The following is a 22,633-nucleotide window of genomic DNA, read 5'->3' as shown; positions in this document are numbered from 1 at the left end:
GTCAATAATTGTTACTGGATATTGTATATGCTAAAATACATGCAAGTGTATAAACGATAATTCAGGAATTTATTGAAGAAGAAAGGGTTGGCAGCAAGATGGCTAAAATCACACAAGAGCTCATTATTGAAACAGCTGAGGCTTTAATGGAGCGCACAGACAAATCCGAAGTGACGCTCTCCCAAATTGCAGATGAATTAAGTATCACCCACGCCGCGCTCTATAAACACTTTAAAAATAAGCAAGAGCTCTGGGCAGCCGTGTCTAAGAGCTGGTTCAACCGGATGATTTCAGAACAAATCCAAATCGATATGACTAATGCGGCTAGTCCAAAGGAATTGCTACATGATTGGCTCTGGGCATTTGCTAACGCCAAAAAACGCGCCTATAACGAGAATCCCAAGATGTTCGCCCTGAATACGCAATACGTGGATAGCAATCCACTGGTATTACGAGACGTTCTCTGGGATTCCTACCAAATTATTGACGGATTCATGGACTATCACGATCCCCACTTAGAAAGGGCAGAGGCAATTCTATCCGCGTTTGCGGTATTTAGCCTCCCATCCTTCAAAGAATCCTGGAATTACCCAGACTACCAAGACAGGTTCGAACGTATCTGGAATTTGATCAAACAGGGGCTGTGAATCCAAAAAACCGCTCTCTTATAAAAGAGAACGGCAGTTTGAATACTATTTTCTTATTTCTCCTCAGAACACCCGCTTCTTCTCCCTATCCTCAATAATAATCTGCACAGACTCCTGGAACCTCAGCGCATGCACAATCTCCCGCTCCCTCAGGAACTTCAGGCTGTCCTGCAGGTCCACATCGTCCGTCATGTCGATCAGCCACTGATATGTAGCCCGGGCCTTTTCTTCGGCTGCGATGTCTTCGTACAGGTCGGCGAGCGGGTCACCCTTGGCCTGAATATATGTTGCTGTCCATGGAACTCCCGCTGCATTCTGGTAGAACAGCGCATGATCCCGCGTCGCGTAGTTCGGCCCGAGTCCGGCAGCTTCCAATTGATCAATAGTGGCGTCCTTGGTCAGCTTATAGATCATTGTGGCAATCATTTCAAGATGAGCAAATTCCTCAGTCGATATATCCGTCAGCACACCAATTACTTTGTCCGGAATGGCATACCGCTGATTCATGTACCTCAGCGCAGCTGCCAGCTCCCCGTCCGCTCCCCCATACTGCTCCATTAGGTAACGCGCCATCCGTACGTCGCATTTGCTTACACGTACCGGATATTGCAGTTTTTTCTCATATATCCACATTTGGGAACTATCCCTCCTAAAAGTTTTGTGAGCATAAGCATCCTTGAATAAGCATCGTACAAAACTTGCTTCGGAAGCATGCACTTAGTTTTGTGAGCATAAGCATCCTTGAATAAGCTTCGTACAAAACTCACTTTGGAAGCCTACGCTTAGTTATGTGAGCGTAGGCATCTGCCAGCTAGACCTGCCAAGGCCAGGGGGTCTGATTCCATTCCCATGGACATTTCGAATAGGCGCGGCCGAAGTTCTGAAGCGGACCATACAGCTCCTGGAACTGGTTCGCCAGCCGTGTGCGCTCCTGAGTCAACTGGTTGAATTGCTCGATGGCCTTTAGATCCTCAAGATGAGTATCCAGATACAAATTCAGCTCCACCAATGCAAAATCGAGAACCTGCAGCTGCTCCAGCATCTCATAGTAACGTGGTTCGCAAGGACTTGCTTCCATGTTTACTTGCCTCCTTTGCTCTTGGATTCATACGGGCTGAACAGGGCAGGCCATAGCGTACCCGCTTTTAGAGCCTCGGGTAAAGCAAACTGCGGCAAGTTAGGCGGCTGGAAATTAATAAATTGATTCGGGGGTACTACATACGTCTTGAATGGCACCGGCGGGCAAGGATCAAACGGGCCACGGTAAGGGGTCCATACGCGTTCCTGGGGATTCATACTTTTCTCCTCCTCTGATTACTTGCAGCTCATTACCGGAGTAAACACAGTACTTTGTAATCAATATATGACCTGCGGCTAGTCCATAGACCAAGGAAAGTACTGCTCCCTGCAAGCCGGAACAAGGATACATCAGCGTCCCAGGTGCATATGCTAGTCCCTAGATTGTTTGGCGTAAGGTGAAGGCCAACTCGCAAAAAAAAAGCGCCTCAAGAACCGTTATACGGTCTTGAGACGCTCATCTCCAACAAACACTGCAGTTTGGCAGCAAATATATAAAAACAGATTTAGAGTTCATACTTATATTTCGGTATCCGGTCTGTTTGCTTATTACAAGCCTTCCTCATCTTCCCCGGCCTCATCGTCATCCACTGGGAGCGGTGTTTCACGGTGGATATTGATCCTGGTAATACGCAGACGTGTAGATTCTTCCACCTCAAAGGTGACATCCCCAACGATTACCCGCTTGCCTTTGGATGGATTACCTTCCAGCTCCTTGAACAGCCAGCCCCCAATCGAATCCACCTCGTCGTCTTCGATCACAACGCCAGTGAGGTCATTGACATCCTCGATCAGCATCCGGCCTTCTACAGAGATGTAATCTCCGTTGCGTTCTACACTTGGACGTTCATCTTCGAACTCATCATGCAGGTCTCCCACGATCTCTTCAAGGATTTCTTCTGCTGTGAGCAGCCCGGCTGTCCCGCCGTATTCATCCACCACCAGCGTAAGCTGGGCCTTGTTCTTCTGCATAAGGCGCAGAGCGTGACTAATCTCCATGGATTCCGGCACATTGAGGATAGGACGGACCAGCGAAGCCAGATCATTCTGCTGCTCTATCGGAGCAAACAGCAGGTCGGTAATATGAATGAAGCCGATAATCCGGTCTTTATCCTCAAAAGCCACCGGATAACGGGAATGCTTCGTCTCCGTAATAATCCGCATATTTTCTTCCAGAGAAAGATTGCTGTATAACACATCCATATCTGTACGCGGAAGCATGACCTCACGGGCCAGCAGGTCGGAGAATTCGAAGATATTGTCCATCAGCTTCATTTCATCTTTATCAATGACCCCGCTTTTGGCACTTTGATTCATCAGAATGCGGATTTCTTCTTCCGAGTGGGCTGCCTCCGCCTCACTGGCCGGCTCCACGCCTACTAGCTTCAGGAGTGCATTGGCTGATGCGTTAAGCACCCAGATAAACGGCAGAAACACATTATAGAAGAACATCAGCGGCGCGGAGAGCAGCAGCGCGGAGCCTTCAGTTTTTTGAATGGCCAGGGATTTCGGTGCAAGCTCACCCAGCACAATATGTAAAAATGTAATAATCGAGAAACCAACAATCACGGACACCGTGGAGATCAGGGTATGGTCAGTAACACCAAGCTGAATCATCAGCGGTTCCACGAGCAATTCAGAAATAGCCGGTTCTCCGACCCAACCGAGCCCCAGCGAGGCTAGAGTAATCCCAAATTGGGTAGCTGACAGATAAGCGTCCAGTTTTTTGTTAACCTTCAGCGCATATCCAGCCATCTTGTTGCCTTCACTGACGAGCTGCGTAAGGCGGGACTGCCTCACCTTTACCAGCGAGAACTCCGCTGCCACAAAGATGCCGTTCAACAATACGAGCACCAGAACCAGCAAAAGATTGAGCAGCAATCTCCCTACTTCAAATTCCGTATGCACTATAACAACGCCTCATTTCTACAGAGTGATCGCTTTTCTTGTTTTGAAATCAACCTTCGGATAATACATATCGGCTACGAGAAGATTGGGACCACAGCAGCCGGCTTCATCACAGTGGCAATTCACCTTCTGATTGAGCGGATGCTTCAACTGCCATTCGGTAAAAATATCATCCAGCCTGCTGCTGCCAATGTTGCCAAAGGCGGAAATATCGGCAAAATCCGTCACAAACACATCCCCTGTGAACAAATTGACATTCACCCGGTTTCTGCCGTCCGGATCATTGCGCAGGGTAACGTTCTTCTCCTCCCGCAATCTGCGCAGAAGCTTCTGGTCTTCTTCCAGAAAGCTGCAGGCAAAGAAAGGAAGCGTACCGAATAGCATCCACATTTCAGGATTGCGATGATCCAGCAGATCATGGATCGCTGCGCTCATTTCCTTCAGGGACAGCACAGGAAGCTTCGATGCAAAGCTGGAAGCATACATTGGGTGCACCTCATGCCGGCCTGCCCCCATCTCGCCAATCAGCTTATGAATGGCCGGCAGCTTGTTATGCGTCCGGTAATTAATCATAGATTCTGCTGAGATCAGCATACCGTCGCTACTGAGGCGGCGGGAATTTTCCAGCATCGTGTCATAGAGCCGGTAAGCCGCTTCTTTCGAAACCGGGTGGCCGCTGTTCGCGAAGCCCACCTCGTGGAAGTCGTCTCCATTCACATAATTAAAAGAGATATGCATAACGTCCAGATACGGCAGCAACTGCTCGTAACGGGAATAAGGCATAGTGAGATTGGAATTAATCTGGGAACGGATACCCCGCTCGCGAGCATATTTCAGCAGTGGAACAATGGTATTCTCCACGGTACCGGCGCGGAACATGGGCTCGCCACCAGTAATACTGATCGTCTGCAGATGCTCAACCTCTTCCAGACGGTCCAGCATATTTTTTAGCGGCAGCATTTCTCCTTCTTTGGTAGTCAGGCTGTCGCCAACCGCACAATGCTCACAGCGCATATTGCACAGATTGGTAACCGTCATCTCGACACTGGTCAGCACATGACGCCCATGCTTGCGTAGTGAAGAAATCGGGTCCCAAGGATCGTAGCTTGGCGACAGCTCCCTTAGAGGTGTTGAGGATGGTTCTAATATACTCATTTTTAATGGTACTCCTTCGATGCGTATTCCTTATTATTAACCCAAAATCAATGAAAAAGAACGGTAACTTAACCTACATCATACCACGACTGGGCAAAAACTGCAGGGAGGGCACTTTATGTGCTTCGTTTCCGATAAAAGATCCTGCTCAGGGCTGCTCATACCGCTAAGATATGTATAACAAAAAAAACGGGACAGCCACGATGCTCCGCACTCATGCGGCTTGCCCGTTTCCTGTCCTCGCTTCGAACCGGGTATTAAGTGGTTCTGACCACAACCCCGTCATCATCGGTCACATCCACAATCACTACTGACAGCTTGCTGCCCAAATCCAGCTCATACGGAGCGGACGGTTCGCCTTCAGGTCCGTTCAGCACACGCACAACCGGTCTGTGCGGCGTTGACGGGTCTATTTTGACTACTACACCGCTCTCCCCCGTACTAAGCTTGACAGTTAATCCAAGCGGATAAATGGCTACACGGTCTCTGAACAGCTCCAGCTGCTTCTGCTCATACAGTGTTCCTGAACCAACATAGAGCGCTTCAACCGCCTGATGCGGCAACATGGCCTTCTTATAGATCCGGTTCGAGGTCATCGCATCATAGGAATCTGCAACGCCCAGCCATTTGGCATATTCATGAATTTGCGGACCCTTCAAGCCGCGCGGATACCCCGAGCCGTCGATGCGCTCATGATGCTGCAGTGCGCAGTGTGCTGCAAGCAGCGGGATATTCGGCTCATCCTTGAGAATACGGTAGCCAATCTCCGTATGAGCCTGCATATGCCGAAACTCCTCGTCGCTGAGCATGCCGGGTTTTTGTACAATTTTGAGAGGAATCTGCGTTTTGCCGATATCATGCAGCAGCGCACCCAGACCGATTACCCGCAACTCCTCCCTGCTGTAGCCGTGAGCAATTCCAAGCACCAGTGTGTACAGGCAAACATTAAGGGAGTGGGCATACAGGTAGTTGTCGGCTGTGTGCATATCCAGGAGCATTATCATGGGGTCATCCTGCGTAGCCAAATCATCCAGAATGGAATCCATCACCCCGGAGAATTTCTTGTCCAGATGATAAAAGCCCTTAGCAATACCGGATACTCCTGACATCTGCTGGAACTGGTTCCGGACAACCTTGAGCGCCTGATTGCGGGTCTCATCCTGCAGCATTCCGGTAATCTCGACATCTTCTGTGAGGGAATCCTCTATGTAGATATACCCGATGTCAATCTTGGCCAGCCGCTTGATCATTGCATCAGTAAGCTCAACCCCGTCCGCAAGGAGAACCAGTCCTTCATCATTATATATTTTTTTACCCAGCTTCATTCCGGCTTGAAGCCGGTTCACAGATACTAGACGCACCTTGGCTCACTCCTGCCTTTAACGGTAAATTGCTCTTCTGTTTCAAAATCCCCAGGTGACTCTATGTGTATATACCGTTACCTCGAGCGATTAGTCATGAGCTTGTAATTAACGCATAATAAACAGCCAGAATGCAGCTGCCAGAATAAAGCGGTAGATCGCGAAATGGGTCGGTCTGATCTTCTGGATCATTTTCATGAATGCCACCACAACTACATAAGCAACCACAAATGAAATCACAAAACCGATCGCGAAATCCATAATCGTATCTTTGGTAAAATATTGGTAGGAATCGAGCAGTTCATAGCCGGATGCCGCACACATAATCGGGATTGCAATCAGGAACGAAAAATCTGCCGAAGCCTTATAGCTGACCCCGCTCAGCATACCGCCTGAGATAGTCGAACCGGAGCGCGAAAATCCCGGCCACAGCACGGAAATAATCTGATAGAGTCCAATGGCAAGAGCCTGGCCGTACGTCAAATCATCCAGCTCATGAGCCGTCACCCGGATCTTCCGCCGGTTTACCCATTCCGCCACAATCATCAGAATACCGCCGGCGACAAGCGCCCAGAGTACGGTGGTGGCTCCAAACAGACTTTTAATGAAATCCCGGGCCAGAAAAGCAACTGCAAGCGCCGGTACAATCCCCAGAAGGACATGGATCAGATTCAGTCTGGAGGCCTTCATGACTCCGCCCCGGTCTGTACGGCCGCGCCCGATGCCCAGCAGGTTCAGAATCCGCTGGCGGTATACCAGTGCAATAGCCAGAATAGCTCCCAGCTGAATCACAATCTCATACGTCTTCATAATCGACGACTGGTCATCAAATCCGAGCAGCTTGGTCGTTAGAATCATGTGTCCCGTTGATGACACCGGGATAAATTCCGTTATTCCTTCTACAATTGCGAGAATAATTGCTGTAATAGTGTCCATATAATCCTCCTGATCTTAAATAAATTAAACCTAATGCGGCTAGAGCTCCTAATATTCATACAAAATAAAATTCAGTGTTTATACAGACTTCGTACCCCACCGCAGTACCTCACATTCATCAAGGCTTCCCGGCCGCTGCAGCTCCATCCGCAGCAAATCCCTCAGGAAATGAGGCAGCAGATACAACGGATCCGTTCCGTTCGCAAGGCTCTCATATCCTGTGCGGAACGTGAACATATCCAGTGTTCCAACCGAATATATGGCATAGTCTTCCAGCGGTTCTCCGTCAACAAAGACGGCAATACCGTTATCATAAGGCATGATCCCAGGATCGTACAGGATTTTCAATCCATCCACTGCAAGGCTGCCCAGAACCTTTCCGCGGAATCCGTAACCGTAAATAGCCTTGGTACGAAACTCTTCCGTAAGGCTCTGCTCAAGAGCTGTGCGGATATCCTTACCTTTCAGTTGAACAATACAGGCGTTAATCGGAGACGGACACAGCGCATGGAGCATCCCTGCAGTAATATTGCCTGCTGGCAGAGATTCAAGCAGTTGCCCGCTGTTGACCAGTGATAACGGTGCTCCAGTAAAGCGCCGGACAGCCTGGGCCAGAAGATTGCCGAAAGGGGATTCGCCCAGAGTATTCAGATCAAGCTCGCGGTCAGTGATGGCTACCGTCTCGTTAAGAACCTCCCGTCCATGCTTCAAATGCAGCGCCGCCGCAGGGAAGATTACATCCTCGGTAAGCGAAGGATCCACGGGGAAACATTGGCCGCTCACCAGCTCAAAGTCATGCCCGGCAGACTCCCGCTCAAAAATAAGCTGTCCGACATAACGGCCGAACTTGCCAGCACCGCAGACCGCAGTTCCGTTGATGATCTCCGGCGTCTCCAGCATATGATGGGTGTGGCCGCCCAGAATGGCATGAACCCCCTCCAGTTGCTCTGCCAGCCGTCTATCCGCCGGAAGCCCCAGATGGGATAAAATAATCAGGAGATCTACCTGCGGAGCTAGCAGTTCACATTGTTCCCGGAGCGCCATTTCCGGGTCCAGCGCCTCCCAGCCCAGCAGCGAATAAAAAGTGGCAAAAGCAGCTGTTGCTCCCGTAACCCCTATTTTGATGCCTTCTTTCTCCAGAATCGCATGCCGTTTCATCCAGACGGGGGGCTCACCGGTTGAGTTCTCCAGAATGTTGCAGCATACTACCGGGCACTGGATACCTGCATACAGGGCAGAGAGCATCTCATGCGGGAAGGTCAGTCCTTCATTGTTGCCAATTGTTACGGCATCATAACCGGTCAGGTTAATCATATCGATATTCGCCTGCCCCATAGTCCCCTCAGTCTCCACAGAGAACCGGTCCATATGATCGCCAATATCCATCAACAGCACAGGCTCGTCCCCTGCCATTGCCTTTAGCTTGGCTATTTCAGCAGCAACAGGGCTCATCATCTCAAAGTGGCTATGTATATCATTGGTGTGAATCAGAACCAACCTCTGCATGGCTCGCTCCATATGCTTCTCTTCCCTCCCACCTGTAAAGCCGTTTTAGAATTAGCGGCAGGCTTGTTATCTCATAGTGCTTAGCATAACATTTTCAGATTCAATATGGTATATTGGAATCATTATTGAAAGTTCAATAACCCTACATTCCGAGGTGAATCAAGCATGCATTTGACTATTCGTCTGTTCGCCGGCCTTGCCGAAATCATTGGCTCCTCTTCACTGCCCTTCCATTCGCATGAGGTTCCGCTTACTGCCGGAAGACTGAAAGAGCTGCTCTCTGCCTCCTATCCGGATGCCGCAATGCAGATCAAAGTGTCCCTGGTGGCCATTGACCATGAGTATGCACCGGACGACTCCTTCATTTCCGAAGCCTCCGAAGTAGCGCTCATTCCTCCCGTGTCCGGGGGAGAACCTTCTGAAGAGGACCAGGAGACCTCTGACGGAAGATTCATTATCACAGGCCAGCCCCTTAACGGAGAAGCTCTGCTGAATAAAGTGCTGGACGCAGGTCACGGCGCTTCGCTGATCTTCATAGGTACAACCCGTGAGATGACTGGCACCCAGCGCACCTCAGCACTATACTACGAAGCATATGTCCCCATGGCCCTCTCCAAGCTGCAGGAAATTGGCAGGGAGGTTGAAGAGAAATGGGATGCCCGCTGTGCCATTGCACACCGGACCGGGCTTGTCGGCCTCAAGGAAGCAAGCGTAATAATCGCCGTATCGGCCCCCCACCGTGATACCTGTTATGAAGCCAGCAGGTATGCTATTGAGCGGCTGAAGGCAATAGTGCCCGTATGGAAAAAAGATATCGGCGACTCCGGAGAACAGTGGCTTGGAGCAGATCCCCAAGCTATGAAATACCGCAGTCTGTAAATGTTAATAAATAGCTTTTCTTCCTATTGAATAATCTTACATTAGTTGCTATGCTGGAAAAAATCGCTATAGTAAGGTGGCATAGTCATTGAAAATACACGTCTCAGATCTGAAACCAGGGTATTCCCTACTGAGGGATACCTTTAGCTCAAGAGGGTTACATGTATTGCCCAAAGGAACAGTGCTTCAAATGGAAGAGATTGCAAAACTGATGCAGCTTGGAGTGGATTATGTTGATATAGAATCTACTCAGGAAGAACCAGCGTCTTCTAACAGACCCGCTATCATCCAGTCAGCTTCCCAACATTTCGATTCCATGATTGACGGCTTTGAATCTGTATATATGGAAGCGGTAACTAAGGGCAGCTTCAATCAGACGGTGGTGGATGATATCCTTCAGCCTTCGCTGGAGTCCTTGGACAAACACAAGGATGTGGTTTCCTTACTGTTACTGCTTGACCGGGAAGACAATTATACATATAACCACTCATTACAGGTGGGCATGCTTTCTTATTATATAGCAACCTGGCTGGGGTATTCCAAGAAAGAATGTTATGAAGTCGGCCGGGCCGGCTATCTGATTGATATCGGTAAATGCCGGATCTCCCCAGATATTCTGAATAAACCCGGCAAGCTGACTGCGGCAGAATTTGACGAAGTCAAACTACATACGATTTATGGATATGAAATTATCCGTAATTCCATGGATGACCCTACCGCAGCCCTGGTGGCACTTCAGCATCATGAACGTGAAGACGGTTCCGGGTACCCGCATCAGTTGACCAAAGTTGATATTCACCCGTATTCCCAGATCGCAGCTGTAGCCGATATCTACAGTGCTATGACCTCTCAACGGATCTATCAATCGAAGCAGGAGCTGATCTCCGTTCTTCGTGAGATCTACACACTCAGCTTCGGCAAGCTGGACGGCAAGACTGTACAAGCCTTAATCCAACATCTGATGCCGAATTTCATCGGCAAACACGTGCTTCTCAGCACGGGGGAAATGGGTGTAATCATTATGAACAATCCGCTCGATGTCTTCCGTCCACTTGTACAGAGCGAAGGCAAATTCCTGGACCTGGCCCGCGAACGCAAGATTACGATCGTGGAGATTTATATGGATTGATTTTCGATTCCTTCCAGACCCTCCCTTACCAAGGGAGGGTCCCAAGGGTCTACCCTCTGGACACCTGGAAGCTTGGCGGAACGCTGCGGCTGTGGCAGAGGAAATCTTCGGTGCATTTAGCCCGCCTTGAAGCTCTCTGCTTTGCTCCGTAAAGGACGGGTGCTTCAACTAATTCCACTTATTTCCCTGCAGTTCCCCACGTGCTCCCCACTTCTCCTCTGAGTCCGCCACCTCTCCTGCACAGCAGATCATGCAGGTCGAAACACATCTCTCCCTATTAGAAGACAATTATAATTTCCTGGGTAATAAGAAAAATAGGAGACTCCCTCACCGGACGGTTTGGGAATCTCCTATTTTGATGATATACCGGGTTTCTGCAGCCGCTTGTCCCCCCCTTCTACAGTTCTTCACACAGATATTCGTGCCTGGGTTTGGATCCCTTTTTCTATGGCGAGAATGATAATAGTATTTCACATTCGGATGATTATAGGAGGGAGAATATGCTATCCATTCATCAGCGGCTTGCGGAGTTATACATCTTAAGCCTACAGCGGACCCTGACGGGTTATGAATTAACCGAACAGCAGCATTGTCTCCAGGTTAATGCAGCGTATTGCTGGGAAATGGCACGGCTGAACAATGAAGCGAGGCTTGCCACGGATACAAATGATGCCCAGTGGCAGCAGGAGATCAGTGCCCAAATGTACGAGGTCATGTTAACCGGCAAAGTGGGCAACCGGAGTACATAAAGGCAGCCCCTTCCACACCTAGACGTGCCGGAAAGGGCTGCTGCTGTTAGACTCTACAGGAAGCGGAACTGTGCTTCGATCAGACCGTTATAGATTCCCTCATGCGCTGTAAGCTCGGCATGGGTTCCTTCTTCCTTGATCTCACCATGATCCAGTACGACAATCTTATCCGCATGACGGATAGTCGACAGCCGGTGGGCGACGATGAAGGAAGTACGACCCTGAAGAAGAATCTTCAGCGCCTCCTGAATCTTGATCTCCGTCTCGGTATCAATGCTGGCTGTCGCCTCATCCAGGATCAGAATCCGCGGATTGGCCAGCAGCGCACGGGCGAAGGACAACAGCTGGCGTTGTCCCATAGAGAGTGCGCTACCGCGTTCCTCGACCTCAGTCTCATAGCCGCCCGGCAGGCTGCTGATGAAGTCATGAGCGTCCACTGCCTTCGCCGCATCCTCCACCTCTTGATCCGTAGCATCCAGCCTACCGAAACGGATATTATCCCGGATAGTTCCTGAGAAAATAAATGTATCCTGCAGCACGATCCCGATCTGCTCGCGCAGACTCTGCAGTGTCACGTCACGTGTATCCCTGCCGTCGATAGTGATGCTACCGCTCTTGATATCATAGAACCGGCCAATCAGGTTGATGATTGTACTTTTACCTGAGCCGGTATGACCGACAAGCGCGATCGACTGGCCGGCCTTAACATCGAGATCAATACCTTTCAGCGCCGCCCGGCCTTTTTCATATTCAAACACTACCTTATTAAACTGAATGTCACCCTGAATTTTTGGCAGCGGTGTTGCCCCTGATTTGTCTTGCACAGCAGGCTGCTCATCCAGGTATTCAAAGATCCGCTCCGAGGAAGCCATCGCCACGAGCAGCTGGTTATACATCTGGCCCAGCCGGTTAATCGGGTCCCAGAAGTTGCTGACGTAAGTGCTGAACGCGACCAGAAAGCCTACCGTAAGATCCCCGGTCTGGATCAGATAGGCTCCGAACCAGAAGAGAATCATCGTGCCGAAGCCGCCTGTAATTTCAATAATCGGGCCAAACGCCTGGTTCATCGCCGAAGCCTTGTTCCATGATTTCCGGCTATCCATGTTCATCGCATCGAAGTAGTTCATGTTTTCCTGTTCCTGGGTGTAGGCCTGAGTGACTCTTATCCCTTGAATCGACTCATTCAGGTGAGAATTAATCCGAGAGTTCTTCATCCGCACATCCTGCCAGGCTATCCGGATCTTCTGGCGCAGCTTGGTAGAGACAAAGAACATAACTGGTACGGTGATCATCACCGCCAGTCCCAGCTTCCAGTTGATCAGCAGCAGAATCACCATAATTCCGAGCAGCTGTACACAGTCGATCATCAGATTGACGACCCCGTTAGTGAACAGATCCTGCAAAGAGTTAATATCATTGGTAACCCGAACGAGCACTGAACCTGCAGGACGTTTATCAAAAAAGTTGAAGGAAAGCTTTTGAATATGCCGGAAAAGGTCTGAACGCAGATCATAAATGACCCGCTGTCCTATCACATTTGTATATTTAATACGGTAGACTCCGGCAATCCACTGGATCAGATAAAGTACAATTACAGCAACCGTCAATGTGTACAATAGTGTCAGACTCGGATTCCCCGCCTTGGGAGCAATCGCCTTGTCGATAGCCATACTGGTCAGATAAGGGACCGTCAGCTTCGTAATCGTGCCAAGGATCATCATCACCGACACGAGCGGCAGCATCTGTCTTGCATAGGGCTTCATATAACTGAACAGCCGGGTGAACTGCTTCCAGTCAAACGCCTTGTCGATGATATCATCGTCTTTGTACACGAAACGTTCGTCTAACGCCTGCTCCTGGGCTGAACTTTGCTTCAGTTTTACAAATTCCCCTTGGTTAGCTTCTGGCTTCATGCCTGATCACCTGCCCCTCTTCCATGCTCCCTGTTCAGATAATCAGCATACTGAACCCGGTAGACATCCTGGTAAGGACCGGGAACCTCGATCAGCTCATGGTGGGTACCCTGCTGCACCATATTACCTTCGTTCATCACAATAATCTGATCGGCATGCCTCAGGGAGGATATCCGGTGGGCTATAATCAAAGTGGTCCGTCCGCGCATAACCTCCTGGAATCCCGCCTGAATCTCATGCTCAGTCTCCATATCAACGGCACTGGTGGCATCGTCCAGAATAAGGATCCGCGGATTCTTCAGAAGCGCTCTGGCAATGGCAATCCGCTGCTTCTGCCCGCCTGAGAGTCCCATTCCCCGTTCGCCAACCACCGTATCATACCCTTCAGGCATTTCCATAATAAAATCATGAGCCTTCGCCAACTGTGCGGCACGGATGATCTCTTCCATACTCACATCCTTCAAACCGTAAGCGATATTGTTGCGGATGGAGGAGGAGAACAGAAAAGTCTCCTGAAACACTGTGGCGATCTGCGTCCGAAGGCTGCGTACATTATATTCCCGGATATCCACACCATCCAGTGTAATGCTGCCTTTATTCACATCATAAGCCCGCATCATCAGCTGGATAATGGTAGACTTCCCGGAGCCGGTACCGCCTAGAAATCCAATGACTGCCCCTGGCTTGGCATGGAAATGAATGTCCTTGACTGCAGGCATTTTGTTGCCATAGGCAAAGGTCACGTGATCAAAGACGACTTCACCTTTCACTTCTGCCGCCACAAGCTCACGGGCATTCTCTTTATCTTTTACATCGATAGGCTGATTAAGTACTTCAAGTACACGTTCTCCGGAAGCTTTGGATTGCGTATAGTTGTTGATATGGAAGCCAAGACCCCATACAGGGCCGATAATATACCAGATTAAGCTGAAAAAGGCTACAAGCTCGCCAAGCGACATATGTCCCTTGATGACTAGCGTTCCGCCAACCCCTAGCAATATAGCTACACTGACCGAAGCCAAAAGCTCCATCACCGGGAAAAACTTACTCCACAGCTCCGCGGCAAAAATCTGGTTATCCTTGTATCGCTCATTACGGTGTGAGAACTTCTCTACCTCATAGGCTTCTCTGGCGAATGATTTGACAGTCCGCACACCGGTAACATTCTCTTGGACAGCCGTGGTAAGAGAGCTGAGCGCAAGCCGCATCTCCTGGAAGGCCGGGTGAATCTTGGATTCGAATCTGAATGCAACAGCAGCCAGAAATGGCATAGTGATCAGCGTAACAAGGGTAAGCTGCCAATTGATCGTGAACATCATAATGGAGCCGAACAACACCATAAAAAACACATTCAGCAGTTGGGCAAATCCGAACCCGATAAACAGCCGGATGGCCTCAAGATCCCCGGTCAGCCGGGACATCAGGTCACCTGTCTTCGCCGTGTCATAATAGCGGAAAGACAGGAATTGCAGCTTCTCATAACAGGCATTGCGCAGACGGTAGGCCAGAAAGTTGCCGAGCCGCCCTCCGAAAAAGCCATGGGCAAACTGAAGACAAGCCTTAACAAATACGACGGCCAATACGCTGAGCGCAAGGACGGGTACCTCAGTGAACTTCATGGGTACGATAACATCATCAATCAAACGTCTTAACAAGTTGGGGGTAATAAGCCCCACTGCAGTTGCGGCTGCCAAACAAACAATCGACAGAATCAGATAGTTCAGCTTCTCCCGATAAAAGCCCCGCAGTTGCCTGAGAACATCCATATCTCTCCTCCTTAGTGCGTGGATTTTTAGCGCTTCCATTTTAGTGACTTTATGCAGTTTATCACCCTTGATTTAATGCGGCAAAGGGGAGAAATCCTCATTTTCTCGGTTTTTCCCGAAAGATTCGGGCTTCCTCGCAAGGTAAAGGACAGCTTCAGCTTTAAATGCTTCCATTTCCTCCTGAATCCTATTGGATTAAGATAATCCATGATTCTGCCTGTTTTCCTGTCCGCAGAGCGCATACAAAAAGAAGACGAACATAAAGTTCGCCTTCTGCACCAGCATTTTATTTTTTTGTTACCCAATACTGCCTTCCATCTCGAACTTGATGAGACGGTTCATTTCTACCGCATACTCCATCGGCAGCTCTTTGGTGAATGGCTCGATGAAGCCCATGATGATCATCTGAGTCGCTTCGGCTTCGGTAAGGCCGCGGCTCATCAGATAGAACAGCTGCTCTTCGGAGACCTTGGAGACGGTCGCTTCATGCTCAAGCACGATGTTATCGTTCATGATCTCATTGTATGGAATCGTGTCCGAAGTGGACAAGTTATCCAGAATTAGCGTATCGCATTTGATGTTGGATTTCGCGCCTTCCGCCTTACGGCCGAAGGAAGCCAGACCACGGTATGTTACTTTACCGCCATGCTTGCTGATCGATTTGGAGACGATCGTCGAAGTCGTGTCCGGTGCCAAATGAATCATTTTGGCCCCTGCATCCTGATGCTGGTCCTTGCCCGCAACCGCGATGGACAATACCGAGCCTTTGGCTCCGCGGCCTTTGAGTACAACGGCAGGATATTTCATGGTCAGCTTGGAACCGATGTTGCCATCGACCCATTCCATCGTAGCGTTCTCTTCAGCAACGGCACGTTTGGTAACCAGATTGTAGATATTCGGTGCCCAGTTCTGAATCGTTGTGTAACGAACGCGAGCGTTCTTCATGCACAGGATCTCAACGACCGCACTGTGCAGAGAGTTCGTGCTGTAGATAGGAGCTGTACAGCCCTCTACATAATGCACGAAGCTGTCTTCATCGGCAAGAATCAGAGTACGCTCGAATTGGCCCATGTTCTCAGAGTTAATCCGGAAGTATGCCTGCAGAGGCACTTCACATTTCACACCCTTCGGAACATAGATGAAGCTTCCCCCAGACCATACAGCACTGTTCAATGCAGCAAACTTGTTATCCGCAGGCGGGATAATTGTACCAAAGAACTTTCTGAAGAGCTCGGGATGCTCACGTAGCGCAGTGTCGGTATCGGTAAAGATTACCCCTTGATCTTCAAGGTTCTTCTGCATGCTGTGGTAGACCACCTCGGATTCGTACTGCGCCGAGACACCGGCCAGGAACTTCTGCTCCGCTTCCGGAATCCCCAGCTTGTCGAAGGTCTCTTTAATCTCGGAAGGAACCTCCTCCCAAGTCTTCCCTTGCTTCTCGGACGGTCTTACATAATACTGGATTTCATCAAAATCCAATTCATCGAGATTACCGCCCCATTTAGGCATCGGCATTTTATAGAATTGCTCCAGAGATTTCAGGCGGAATTCCAGCATCCATTCCGGTTCATTCTTGATGGCAGAGATTTCTTTAACAATTTCGGCCGTAAGTCCCTTACCAGACTGGAATATCGACTTATGCTCGTCACGGAACCCGTATTGGTACTCTTCCATATCAGGCGCTTTCTTAGCCATGGTGTCAGCCTCCTTGTTTTTAGTGTTCTTGGTGATGCTCTTCTTCTTCCTCGTCTATACCTTTGCGCAGCGCGTTCCATGCCAGTGTCGCACATTTGATCCGCGCCGGAAATTTATTAACACCGGAAAGGGCTTCAATATCTTCATAGTCATCAAAATCCGCTGCTTCGCCCTTCATCAGGCAGGAGAAACGGTCAGCCAGGTCAAGCGCATGCTGGATCGTCTGGCCTTTGACCGCTTCCGTCATCATGGAAGCCGACGACATGCTGATCGAACAGCCTTCGCCGCTATAACGGGCATCCTTGACGATGCCGTCCTCCACCTTTAGCTGAAGTGTAATACGGTCGCCGCAGGTAGGGTTATTCAGTTCAATCTTCACGGCGTCATCTTCAAAAGAACCACGGTTCCGGGGATTTTTATAATGATCCATAATTACGCGTCTATATAAGTCATCCAAGTTCATAGGCGAAATACTCCTTTGCCTTGATTAAAGCTTGCACCAGTGCATCCACGTCCTGCTCCGAATTGTACAGATAGAAGCTTGCACGGGCGGTTGAACTGACCTGCAGCCACCGCATCAGCGGCTGGCAGCAGTGGTGTCCGGCACGGACAGCGACACCCTCAGCATCCAGCACAGTAGCTACATCATGAGGATGAACATCCCCGAGATTGAAGGTAACTACGCCGACCTGACGGCTGCGCGGTCCATAAATGGTGAGTCCGTCCACCCCTGAGAGACGCTCTTCCGCGTAAGCAGCAAGCTCCATCTCATGACGGTGAATTTCATCCATCCCGATTTCCTGAAGGAAATCAATCGCTGCCCCTAGGCCGACCGCTCCGGCAATAATCGGTGTACCCCCTTCGAATTTCCAGGGAAGCTCTTTCCACGTCGATTCATACAGGCCTACATCGTCGATCATTTCACCACCGAACTCGACAGGCTCCATAGCCTCTAGCAAAGCCTTCTTGCCATACAAGGCGCCAATGCCTGTAGGTGCAAGCATCTTGTGCCCGGACAATGCGTAGAAATCGCAGTCGAGATCCTGAACATCCACCTTCATATGAGGTGTGCTCTGAGCCCCGTCCACAACGATTACAGCACCGTGACGGTGAGCGATGGCAGCCAGCTCTTTTACCGGATGGGTAACACCCATTACATTCGATACATAAGCGATGGCGACGATCTTGGTCTTATCGGTTATCGTCTCCTCAGCATCCGCAAGTGTAATGGTTCCATCCTTCTGCAGCGGGAGGAATTTCAAGGTTGCCCCTGTCTTCTTCGCCAGCTGCTGCCATGGGATGAAGTTGCTATGGTGCTCCATCTGGGTAATGACAATTTCGTCGCCTTCACCCACATGGGCCGGGCCGTAAGACGAAGCTACAATATTCAGGGCGGTTGTTGTGCCGCGGGTAAAAATAATTTCCTTCGTACTCCGGGCGTGAAGGAATTTCGCCAGCTTCTCGCGGGCTCCTTCATAAGCGTCCGTAGCCCGGCTACCCAGTGTATGGACGCCGCGGTGTACGTTAGCGTTATCCCATTCATAATAGGACTTCACTGCCTCGATAACCTGGCGCGGTTTCTGTGAGGTTGCCGCGCTGTCCAGGTACACCAAAGGATGGCCGTTGATCTTCTGGTTCAGTATGGGAAATTGCTCCCGGATGGCGCTGTTAATCATTGGCCTAACTTCCTTTCCACAAGAGATTGGAGCTGATTGCGCAGTCCCTCCAGTGGAATTTGCGACACTACAGGAGCTAGGAAGCCGTATATGATCAGTGTTTCTGCATCATGCCGTGTAATCCCCCGGGACATCAGGTAGTATACCTGCTCATAATTGACCTGTCCTACGGAAGCGGCATGGCCTGCAGTAACATCGTCTTCATCAATAAGCAGAATCGGGTTAGCGTCTCCGCGTGCTTTGGGACTCAGCATCAGAACCTTCTCTGTCTGCTGGCCATCGGCCCGGGTTGCGCCTTTTTCGATTTTGGTAATCCCATTAATAATGGAGGTTGCGGAATCGCGCATAACCGCACGGGTAATCATATCACTTGGCGTGTTTTTGCCGAAATGCTGGGCCTGTGTGGTGTAGCTAAGCTTCTGTACACCTGAGCCCACTGCGATGACTTTGGCGTCGGAGCTTGATCCATTGCCTTTAAGCACGGACTTGGTATCGCTGGCGGTATCACCGTAGTTCATTTCGCCTACAATCCATTCAATCGTCCCATCGTTCTCCACAACAGCGCGCCGGTAAGTCACGTCAGTTGTGTCCTCACCCAGCTGATGAACCGTAGCATAACGCACCTTGGCGCCTGCTCCGACGAATACTTCCACCGCACCGTTGTGTAGTCCGGCTTCAGCTTTGTCCGATACATAGTTGTCAACGTATGTTAAAGAACTATTTGCTTCAGCAACAATCAGAATATGCGGAACAAAAGCAGCTTCAGCATCATCTGTGAGCAGAACCGCCTGTAGCGGTGTCTCAATAATGACGTTCTTCGGAACATAGAGGAATACCCCGCCGTTCCAAAGCGCTGCATGCAGCGCGGCAATAGAATGCTCATCAGGCAGTATTGCCTTGTGCAGATAACGCTGCACCAGATCTCCATGCTCTTTGACTGCCGTTTGCAGATCGGTAAAAATAACACCCTGAGCTGCCAGCTCCGGAGCAAGCCGTACATATATAGCGCTGGAGTTGCGCTGAATAATCAGGCTGCCTTCCTCCTGATCCTTGATCAGAGCTGTAACAGAAGCAGGAGCTTCACTAAGTGCAGTGATAGCTTGGCTTGCTTTATAACTTCCATAGGTGTTCACATTCCAGCGGTCAATCCGGGTCTTTTCCAGTTTCGGTAATGCCAGGCCTGCGGCCAGAGTAAGTGCGTTCAAACGGCTGTCCTTCAGCCAGCCCGGCTCGCCGCTGCTCTGCGACAATTCGCTGAGCAACTGTGCATCCACCGGAAGAATGGTTTGCGTCGTCATAAGTGGTTTCCTCCTTCCTGGCGTATCTTAAGCTTCCTGTCCTACAGTTTCATCTTCAATGCCAAGCTCTTCCTTCACCCATTCATAACCTTCTGCTTCCAGGCGTTCAGCCAGTTCAGAGCCGCCGGATTTAACGATCCGTCCTTGCATCATCACATGTACATAATCTGGCTTGATGTAATTCAAGAGGCGCTGATAATGGGTAATCACTAGGAAACCGCGTTCTGGGCTCCGCATGGAGTTAACGCCTTCAGCGACAATTTTGAGTGCATCAATATCAAGGCCGGAGTCAATTTCGTCAAGAATGACGATCTTGGGATCCAGCATCATCATTTGCAGAATTTCATTACGTTTCTTCTCGCCGCCGGAGAAACCTTCGTTCAGATAACGGTGCAGGAACTCAGGGTTCATATCCAGTTCTTTCATCTTGGCTTCCATTTGACGGATAAAGCGGATCAAGGAAATCTCGCTTCCCTCTTCACGGCGGGAATTGATCGCGCTGCGCAGGAAGTCGGAGTTCGTTACGCCGCTGATTTCACTTGGATACTGCATCGCCAGGAAAAGACCGGCACGTGCGCGTTCATCCACAGCCATTTCGAGCAGGTCTTCACCCTCCAGAATAGCTGTACCCTCAGTAACTACGTACTTGGGATGACCCATCAGTGCCGAAGCCAGGGTGCTTTTACCGGTACCGTTCGGTCCCATGATGGCGTGAATTTCGCCGCCCTTCATTTGAAGGTTGATTCCCTTCAGAATTTCTTTTCCCTCAATTGTTGCTTTCAGTCCCTCAATGACAAATTCTGCTGCCATAATAATGTTTCCCCCCATTGTTGGATTTGCGAAATCAGAAAGCTGTATTGTAACAGGTTATCCCTGATGCCAGCAAAAATTAGATTTTATATCATATTATAATAATTATAAAGTGTATTGGAGTGATTATCAATGATTCTCACTAATTTTATTACAAACCATGTTTTTTTACAAATATCTATTTTTGAGTAAAGCTCATCATGCAAGGTCTAAGATATGAACAAAAATCAAAAAAGAAAGCCCCCACACTGGAGGCTTTACTTCTATTGTAGATTTAATTATCTGCAAGGTACGATCAGCCCAGGAAAGAGCGAAGCATCCATTGGTTTTTCTCCAAATCACTGCGGATTTTGATGAACAAATCAGCTGTAGGCTGATCGCTTCCCTGCTCGGCCAGCTCAATACCTTCTGTAAGCTCTTCAGCCACGGTGGCGAAGTCTTCAATGAGTGTCTGAACCATGCTGCGTGTATCTTCCTTGCCTGTTGCTTCCTGGATAGTAGACAATTCAAGATATTCTTTCATGGTTGCTGCCGGGCTGCCTTTGATGCTCAGCAGTCGTTCAGCCACCTCATCCATTTTGAGGGTAATATCATCATACAGCTCTTCAAACTTCACATGGAGGGAGAAAAATTGCTCTCCTTTCACATACCAGTGATAATTGTGAATTTTCACATACAGCACGTTCAGGTTTGCAACCTCACGATTGAGTACTTGTTCAAGTGAAGTAGTGTTTACTTTACCAGATGCTTTAGCCATTGTAAGATCCCTTCCTTATCCATAATTTAGCCGGCTGCCTGTCCATGGTCCGGCGTGCAGTTGTCTATACTGAATTTACCCTTCCCTGAAGAGGACGAAACATGAAATATCCCTCCGGTGAAGACACCAATGTCCGAACTTCTCCGTTGTTGGATGGTTTATGCTTGTAGGATGAACCAAGCCTGCCCCGCTTATGCTTCTCCAGATAAATCAACCTTGGACGAAAGCTAAAGGGCAGCAAAAAGAGGCCCGAAGGCCTCTCTTTTGAAGCACCCAACTGCCAGAAAGTCTTTTAGAGCATAAGAAGCAAAGCTTCCGCCCCACTCATTCCAGGCACAATCCCCAGCTTCTCTGCTTCTAAGGTTACGGACTCCAAAGGTGCAGCCAGAAGCTGCGGCAATGTACGAACTCCAACAGCCCGGGCTGCTATAATGCCGCGGTCACTAAGCTTGTCATTGAGCAGGCCCACATCTAGCGCTCCGCACATGATATACCCTTTATCCGTGCTGATTGACAGCAGTGTTGTCTTCGGAAGCTTCACTTCAACACCAATCATTACATGACCACCAACGACCATAGGTTCCATTGTAACCAACCCGCCTAACCTCCTTGTTCTTGATCCTCCATCACGATGTATGTGTATGCTATATTTGGGATCAGTGTGTGGACGGAGGACTATATCCTCTGTTAAAATATGGTCAATAGTCCTAATTTCTCAATAACGAGGTATATGCTTATTCATGAATTAATGGTATAGTTTATATACTTTTAAATTAATATTTTGAATAGTGTCTACTGACAAAGCTGGGGGATTTATGGACAAGAAACTACAACACACGGACGGCAACTATTTATTTAATGTCGACATCCTGATCAACGCCCGTACTAACCCGCTTGCCCTGCAATACTTGCTTGAAATGTTGAACGGCAACGGGAAAATAACAGATTTCAACATTAACTCAGGTCTTGAGCTTGGAAGAACGATTGACTCTCTTCTCCGGTCCGCAAAGCTAGCACTGAAGCAGGAACCCGCAGCTGTTGCCCAAGAACCTTTAAAATTGCCAGTGAAGCAAACAGGTAAACAAGCGGAGAAGCCCCAATCCAAGAATGTTCCCGCAGACAAACCTGCAGCAACCCCTGCGGATGCGTACGGTAAAATCAGACTATACATTCAAAATAACCAACTGGTTCGGCTCCGTGCTAACCGGCACGGCAAACAAGTGTCCATGCCCTGCCGTATACTGAATTTTGATGAAACCGCTAATACACTCAGTGTGTATCATGTGGATGAAAAGCAAGTGTATACTTTCCAGCTCAATGAGATTGACGAATTTTCGTAATAAATCATTGGCTGTGACACCAGACAAACAA

22 protein-coding genes are annotated in these 22,633 nt (G+C 49.3%); 5 read left to right on the top strand and 17 right to left on the bottom strand.

Annotation, left to right across the window (positions count from 1 at the left end; all coding sequences use genetic code 11):
• The first annotated feature begins 98 nt into the window (after window positions 1–98).
• A complete protein-coding gene (locus tag ACAN54_RS22505; RefSeq protein ID WP_379160781.1) occupies window positions 99–647 on the top strand; it encodes a TetR/AcrR family transcriptional regulator in 549 nt (182 codons plus the stop codon).
• A 63-nt stretch (window positions 648–710) separates the two neighbouring features.
• Here ACAN54_RS22505 and ACAN54_RS22500 read toward each other — a convergent pair whose 3' ends face one another.
• The 8 genes from ACAN54_RS22500 to ACAN54_RS22465 all read right to left on the bottom strand — a co-directional run bounded on the left by ACAN54_RS22500 (window position 711) and on the right by ACAN54_RS22465 (window position 8,602).
• Window positions 711–1,280 (bottom strand): manganese catalase family protein, encoded by a 570-nt coding sequence (locus ACAN54_RS22500; protein ID WP_379160779.1) that lies wholly within the window; start codon window positions 1,278–1,280, stop codon window positions 711–713.
• A gap of 178 nt (window positions 1,281–1,458) precedes the next feature.
• Window positions 1,459–1,725 carry a spore coat protein CotJB gene (locus ACAN54_RS22495; protein WP_074109765.1) on the bottom strand — a complete coding sequence of 89 codons (267 nt, stop codon included), beginning with the start codon at window positions 1,723–1,725 and terminating at the stop codon, window positions 1,459–1,461.
• A 2-nt stretch (window positions 1,726–1,727) separates the two neighbouring features.
• Window positions 1,728–1,943, bottom strand: coding sequence for a spore coat associated protein CotJA (locus tag ACAN54_RS22490; RefSeq protein ID WP_379160775.1), 216 nt, complete (start codon window positions 1,941–1,943; stop codon window positions 1,728–1,730).
• Window positions 1,944–2,273: 330 nt separating this feature from the next.
• Window positions 2,274–3,632: a hemolysin family protein gene (locus ACAN54_RS22485; RefSeq protein WP_379160772.1), complete on the bottom strand. Its 1,359-nt coding sequence runs from the start codon at window positions 3,630–3,632 to the stop codon at window positions 2,274–2,276.
• Between the two features lie 18 nt (window positions 3,633–3,650).
• Window positions 3,651–4,787 (bottom strand): radical SAM/CxCxxxxC motif protein YfkAB, encoded by a 1,137-nt coding sequence (gene yfkAB / locus ACAN54_RS22480; RefSeq protein ID WP_379160769.1) that lies wholly within the window; start codon window positions 4,785–4,787, stop codon window positions 3,651–3,653.
• Between the two features lie 257 nt (window positions 4,788–5,044).
• Window positions 5,045–6,148 (bottom strand): HD-GYP domain-containing protein, encoded by a 1,104-nt coding sequence (locus ACAN54_RS22475; RefSeq protein ID WP_379160766.1) that lies wholly within the window; start codon window positions 6,146–6,148, stop codon window positions 5,045–5,047.
• A gap of 108 nt (window positions 6,149–6,256) precedes the next feature.
• Window positions 6,257–7,084: an undecaprenyl-diphosphate phosphatase gene (locus ACAN54_RS22470; protein WP_379160763.1), complete on the bottom strand. Its 828-nt coding sequence runs from the start codon at window positions 7,082–7,084 to the stop codon at window positions 6,257–6,259.
• Window positions 7,085–7,162: 78 nt separating this feature from the next.
• Window positions 7,163–8,602 (bottom strand): bifunctional metallophosphatase/5'-nucleotidase, encoded by a 1,440-nt coding sequence (locus tag ACAN54_RS22465; RefSeq protein ID WP_379160760.1) that lies wholly within the window; start codon window positions 8,600–8,602, stop codon window positions 7,163–7,165.
• A gap of 153 nt (window positions 8,603–8,755) precedes the next feature.
• Here ACAN54_RS22465 and ACAN54_RS22460 point away from each other — a divergent pair, with 153 nt between their 5' ends.
• From ACAN54_RS22460 to ACAN54_RS22450, 3 genes are all read left to right on the top strand, one after another.
• Window positions 8,756–9,469 (top strand): molybdenum cofactor biosynthesis protein, encoded by a 714-nt coding sequence (locus ACAN54_RS22460; protein ID WP_379160757.1) that lies wholly within the window; start codon window positions 8,756–8,758, stop codon window positions 9,467–9,469.
• A gap of 88 nt (window positions 9,470–9,557) precedes the next feature.
• A complete protein-coding gene (locus ACAN54_RS22455) occupies window positions 9,558–10,598 on the top strand; it encodes an HD-GYP domain-containing protein (RefSeq protein WP_379160754.1) in 1,041 nt (346 codons plus the stop codon).
• A gap of 500 nt (window positions 10,599–11,098) precedes the next feature.
• Window positions 11,099–11,347, top strand: a complete 249-nt coding sequence (locus tag ACAN54_RS22450; RefSeq protein WP_379160751.1) for a DUF7667 family protein — start codon at window positions 11,099–11,101, stop codon at window positions 11,345–11,347.
• A gap of 53 nt (window positions 11,348–11,400) precedes the next feature.
• Here ACAN54_RS22450 and ACAN54_RS22445 read toward each other — a convergent pair whose 3' ends face one another.
• The 9 genes from ACAN54_RS22445 to ACAN54_RS22405 form a co-directional block, all read right to left on the bottom strand.
• Window positions 11,401–13,260 (bottom strand): ABC transporter ATP-binding protein, encoded by a 1,860-nt coding sequence (locus ACAN54_RS22445; protein ID WP_379160749.1) that lies wholly within the window; start codon window positions 13,258–13,260, stop codon window positions 11,401–11,403.
• Complete coding sequence (locus ACAN54_RS22440; protein ID WP_379160746.1) at window positions 13,257–15,026, bottom strand: ABC transporter ATP-binding protein; 1,770 nt, start codon at window positions 15,024–15,026, stop codon at window positions 13,257–13,259. Before ACAN54_RS22440 ends, ACAN54_RS22445 begins: the two co-directional genes overlap by 4 nt.
• A 297-nt stretch (window positions 15,027–15,323) precedes the next feature.
• Window positions 15,324–16,721, bottom strand: a complete 1,398-nt coding sequence (sufB, locus tag ACAN54_RS22435; protein ID WP_379160743.1) for a Fe-S cluster assembly protein SufB — start codon at window positions 16,719–16,721, stop codon at window positions 15,324–15,326.
• Window positions 16,722–16,740: 19 nt separating this feature from the next.
• Window positions 16,741–17,184, bottom strand: coding sequence for a Fe-S cluster assembly sulfur transfer protein SufU (sufU, locus tag ACAN54_RS22430; protein ID WP_379160739.1), 444 nt, complete (start codon window positions 17,182–17,184; stop codon window positions 16,741–16,743).
• Window positions 17,171–18,397, bottom strand: a complete 1,227-nt coding sequence (locus ACAN54_RS22425; RefSeq protein WP_379160735.1) for a cysteine desulfurase — start codon at window positions 18,395–18,397, stop codon at window positions 17,171–17,173. Before ACAN54_RS22425 ends, sufU begins: the two co-directional genes overlap by 14 nt.
• A complete protein-coding gene (gene sufD, locus ACAN54_RS22420) occupies window positions 18,394–19,695 on the bottom strand; it encodes a Fe-S cluster assembly protein SufD (RefSeq protein ID WP_379160732.1) in 1,302 nt (433 codons plus the stop codon). The genes ACAN54_RS22425 and sufD overlap by 4 nt, the downstream gene beginning before the upstream one ends.
• 27 nt (window positions 19,696–19,722) lie before the next feature.
• Complete coding sequence (sufC, locus tag ACAN54_RS22415; RefSeq protein ID WP_379160729.1) at window positions 19,723–20,505, bottom strand: Fe-S cluster assembly ATPase SufC; 783 nt, start codon at window positions 20,503–20,505, stop codon at window positions 19,723–19,725.
• 295 nt (window positions 20,506–20,800) lie between these two features.
• The gene (locus ACAN54_RS22410; protein WP_379160726.1) at window positions 20,801–21,262 is read right to left on the bottom strand and encodes a Dps family protein; all 462 of its coding nucleotides are present in this window, start codon (window positions 21,260–21,262) and stop codon (window positions 20,801–20,803) included.
• A 292-nt stretch (window positions 21,263–21,554) separates the two neighbouring features.
• Window positions 21,555–21,857, bottom strand: coding sequence for a YunC family protein (locus ACAN54_RS22405; RefSeq protein ID WP_379160723.1), 303 nt, complete (start codon window positions 21,855–21,857; stop codon window positions 21,555–21,557).
• Window positions 21,858–22,077: 220 nt separating this feature from the next.
• On the opposite strand from ACAN54_RS22405, the gene ACAN54_RS22400 reads away from it, so the two are divergent.
• Entirely contained in the window at window positions 22,078–22,602 is a 525-nt protein-coding gene (locus ACAN54_RS22400; protein ID WP_379160720.1) for a hypothetical protein, read from the top strand.
• Window positions 22,603–22,633 lie beyond the last annotated feature (31 nt).

The sequence above is a fragment of the Paenibacillus diazotrophicus genome (assembly GCF_042610465.1).
Note: the sequence above shows the minus strand (reverse complement) of the source record. Positions and strands in the feature narration are given on the sequence as shown.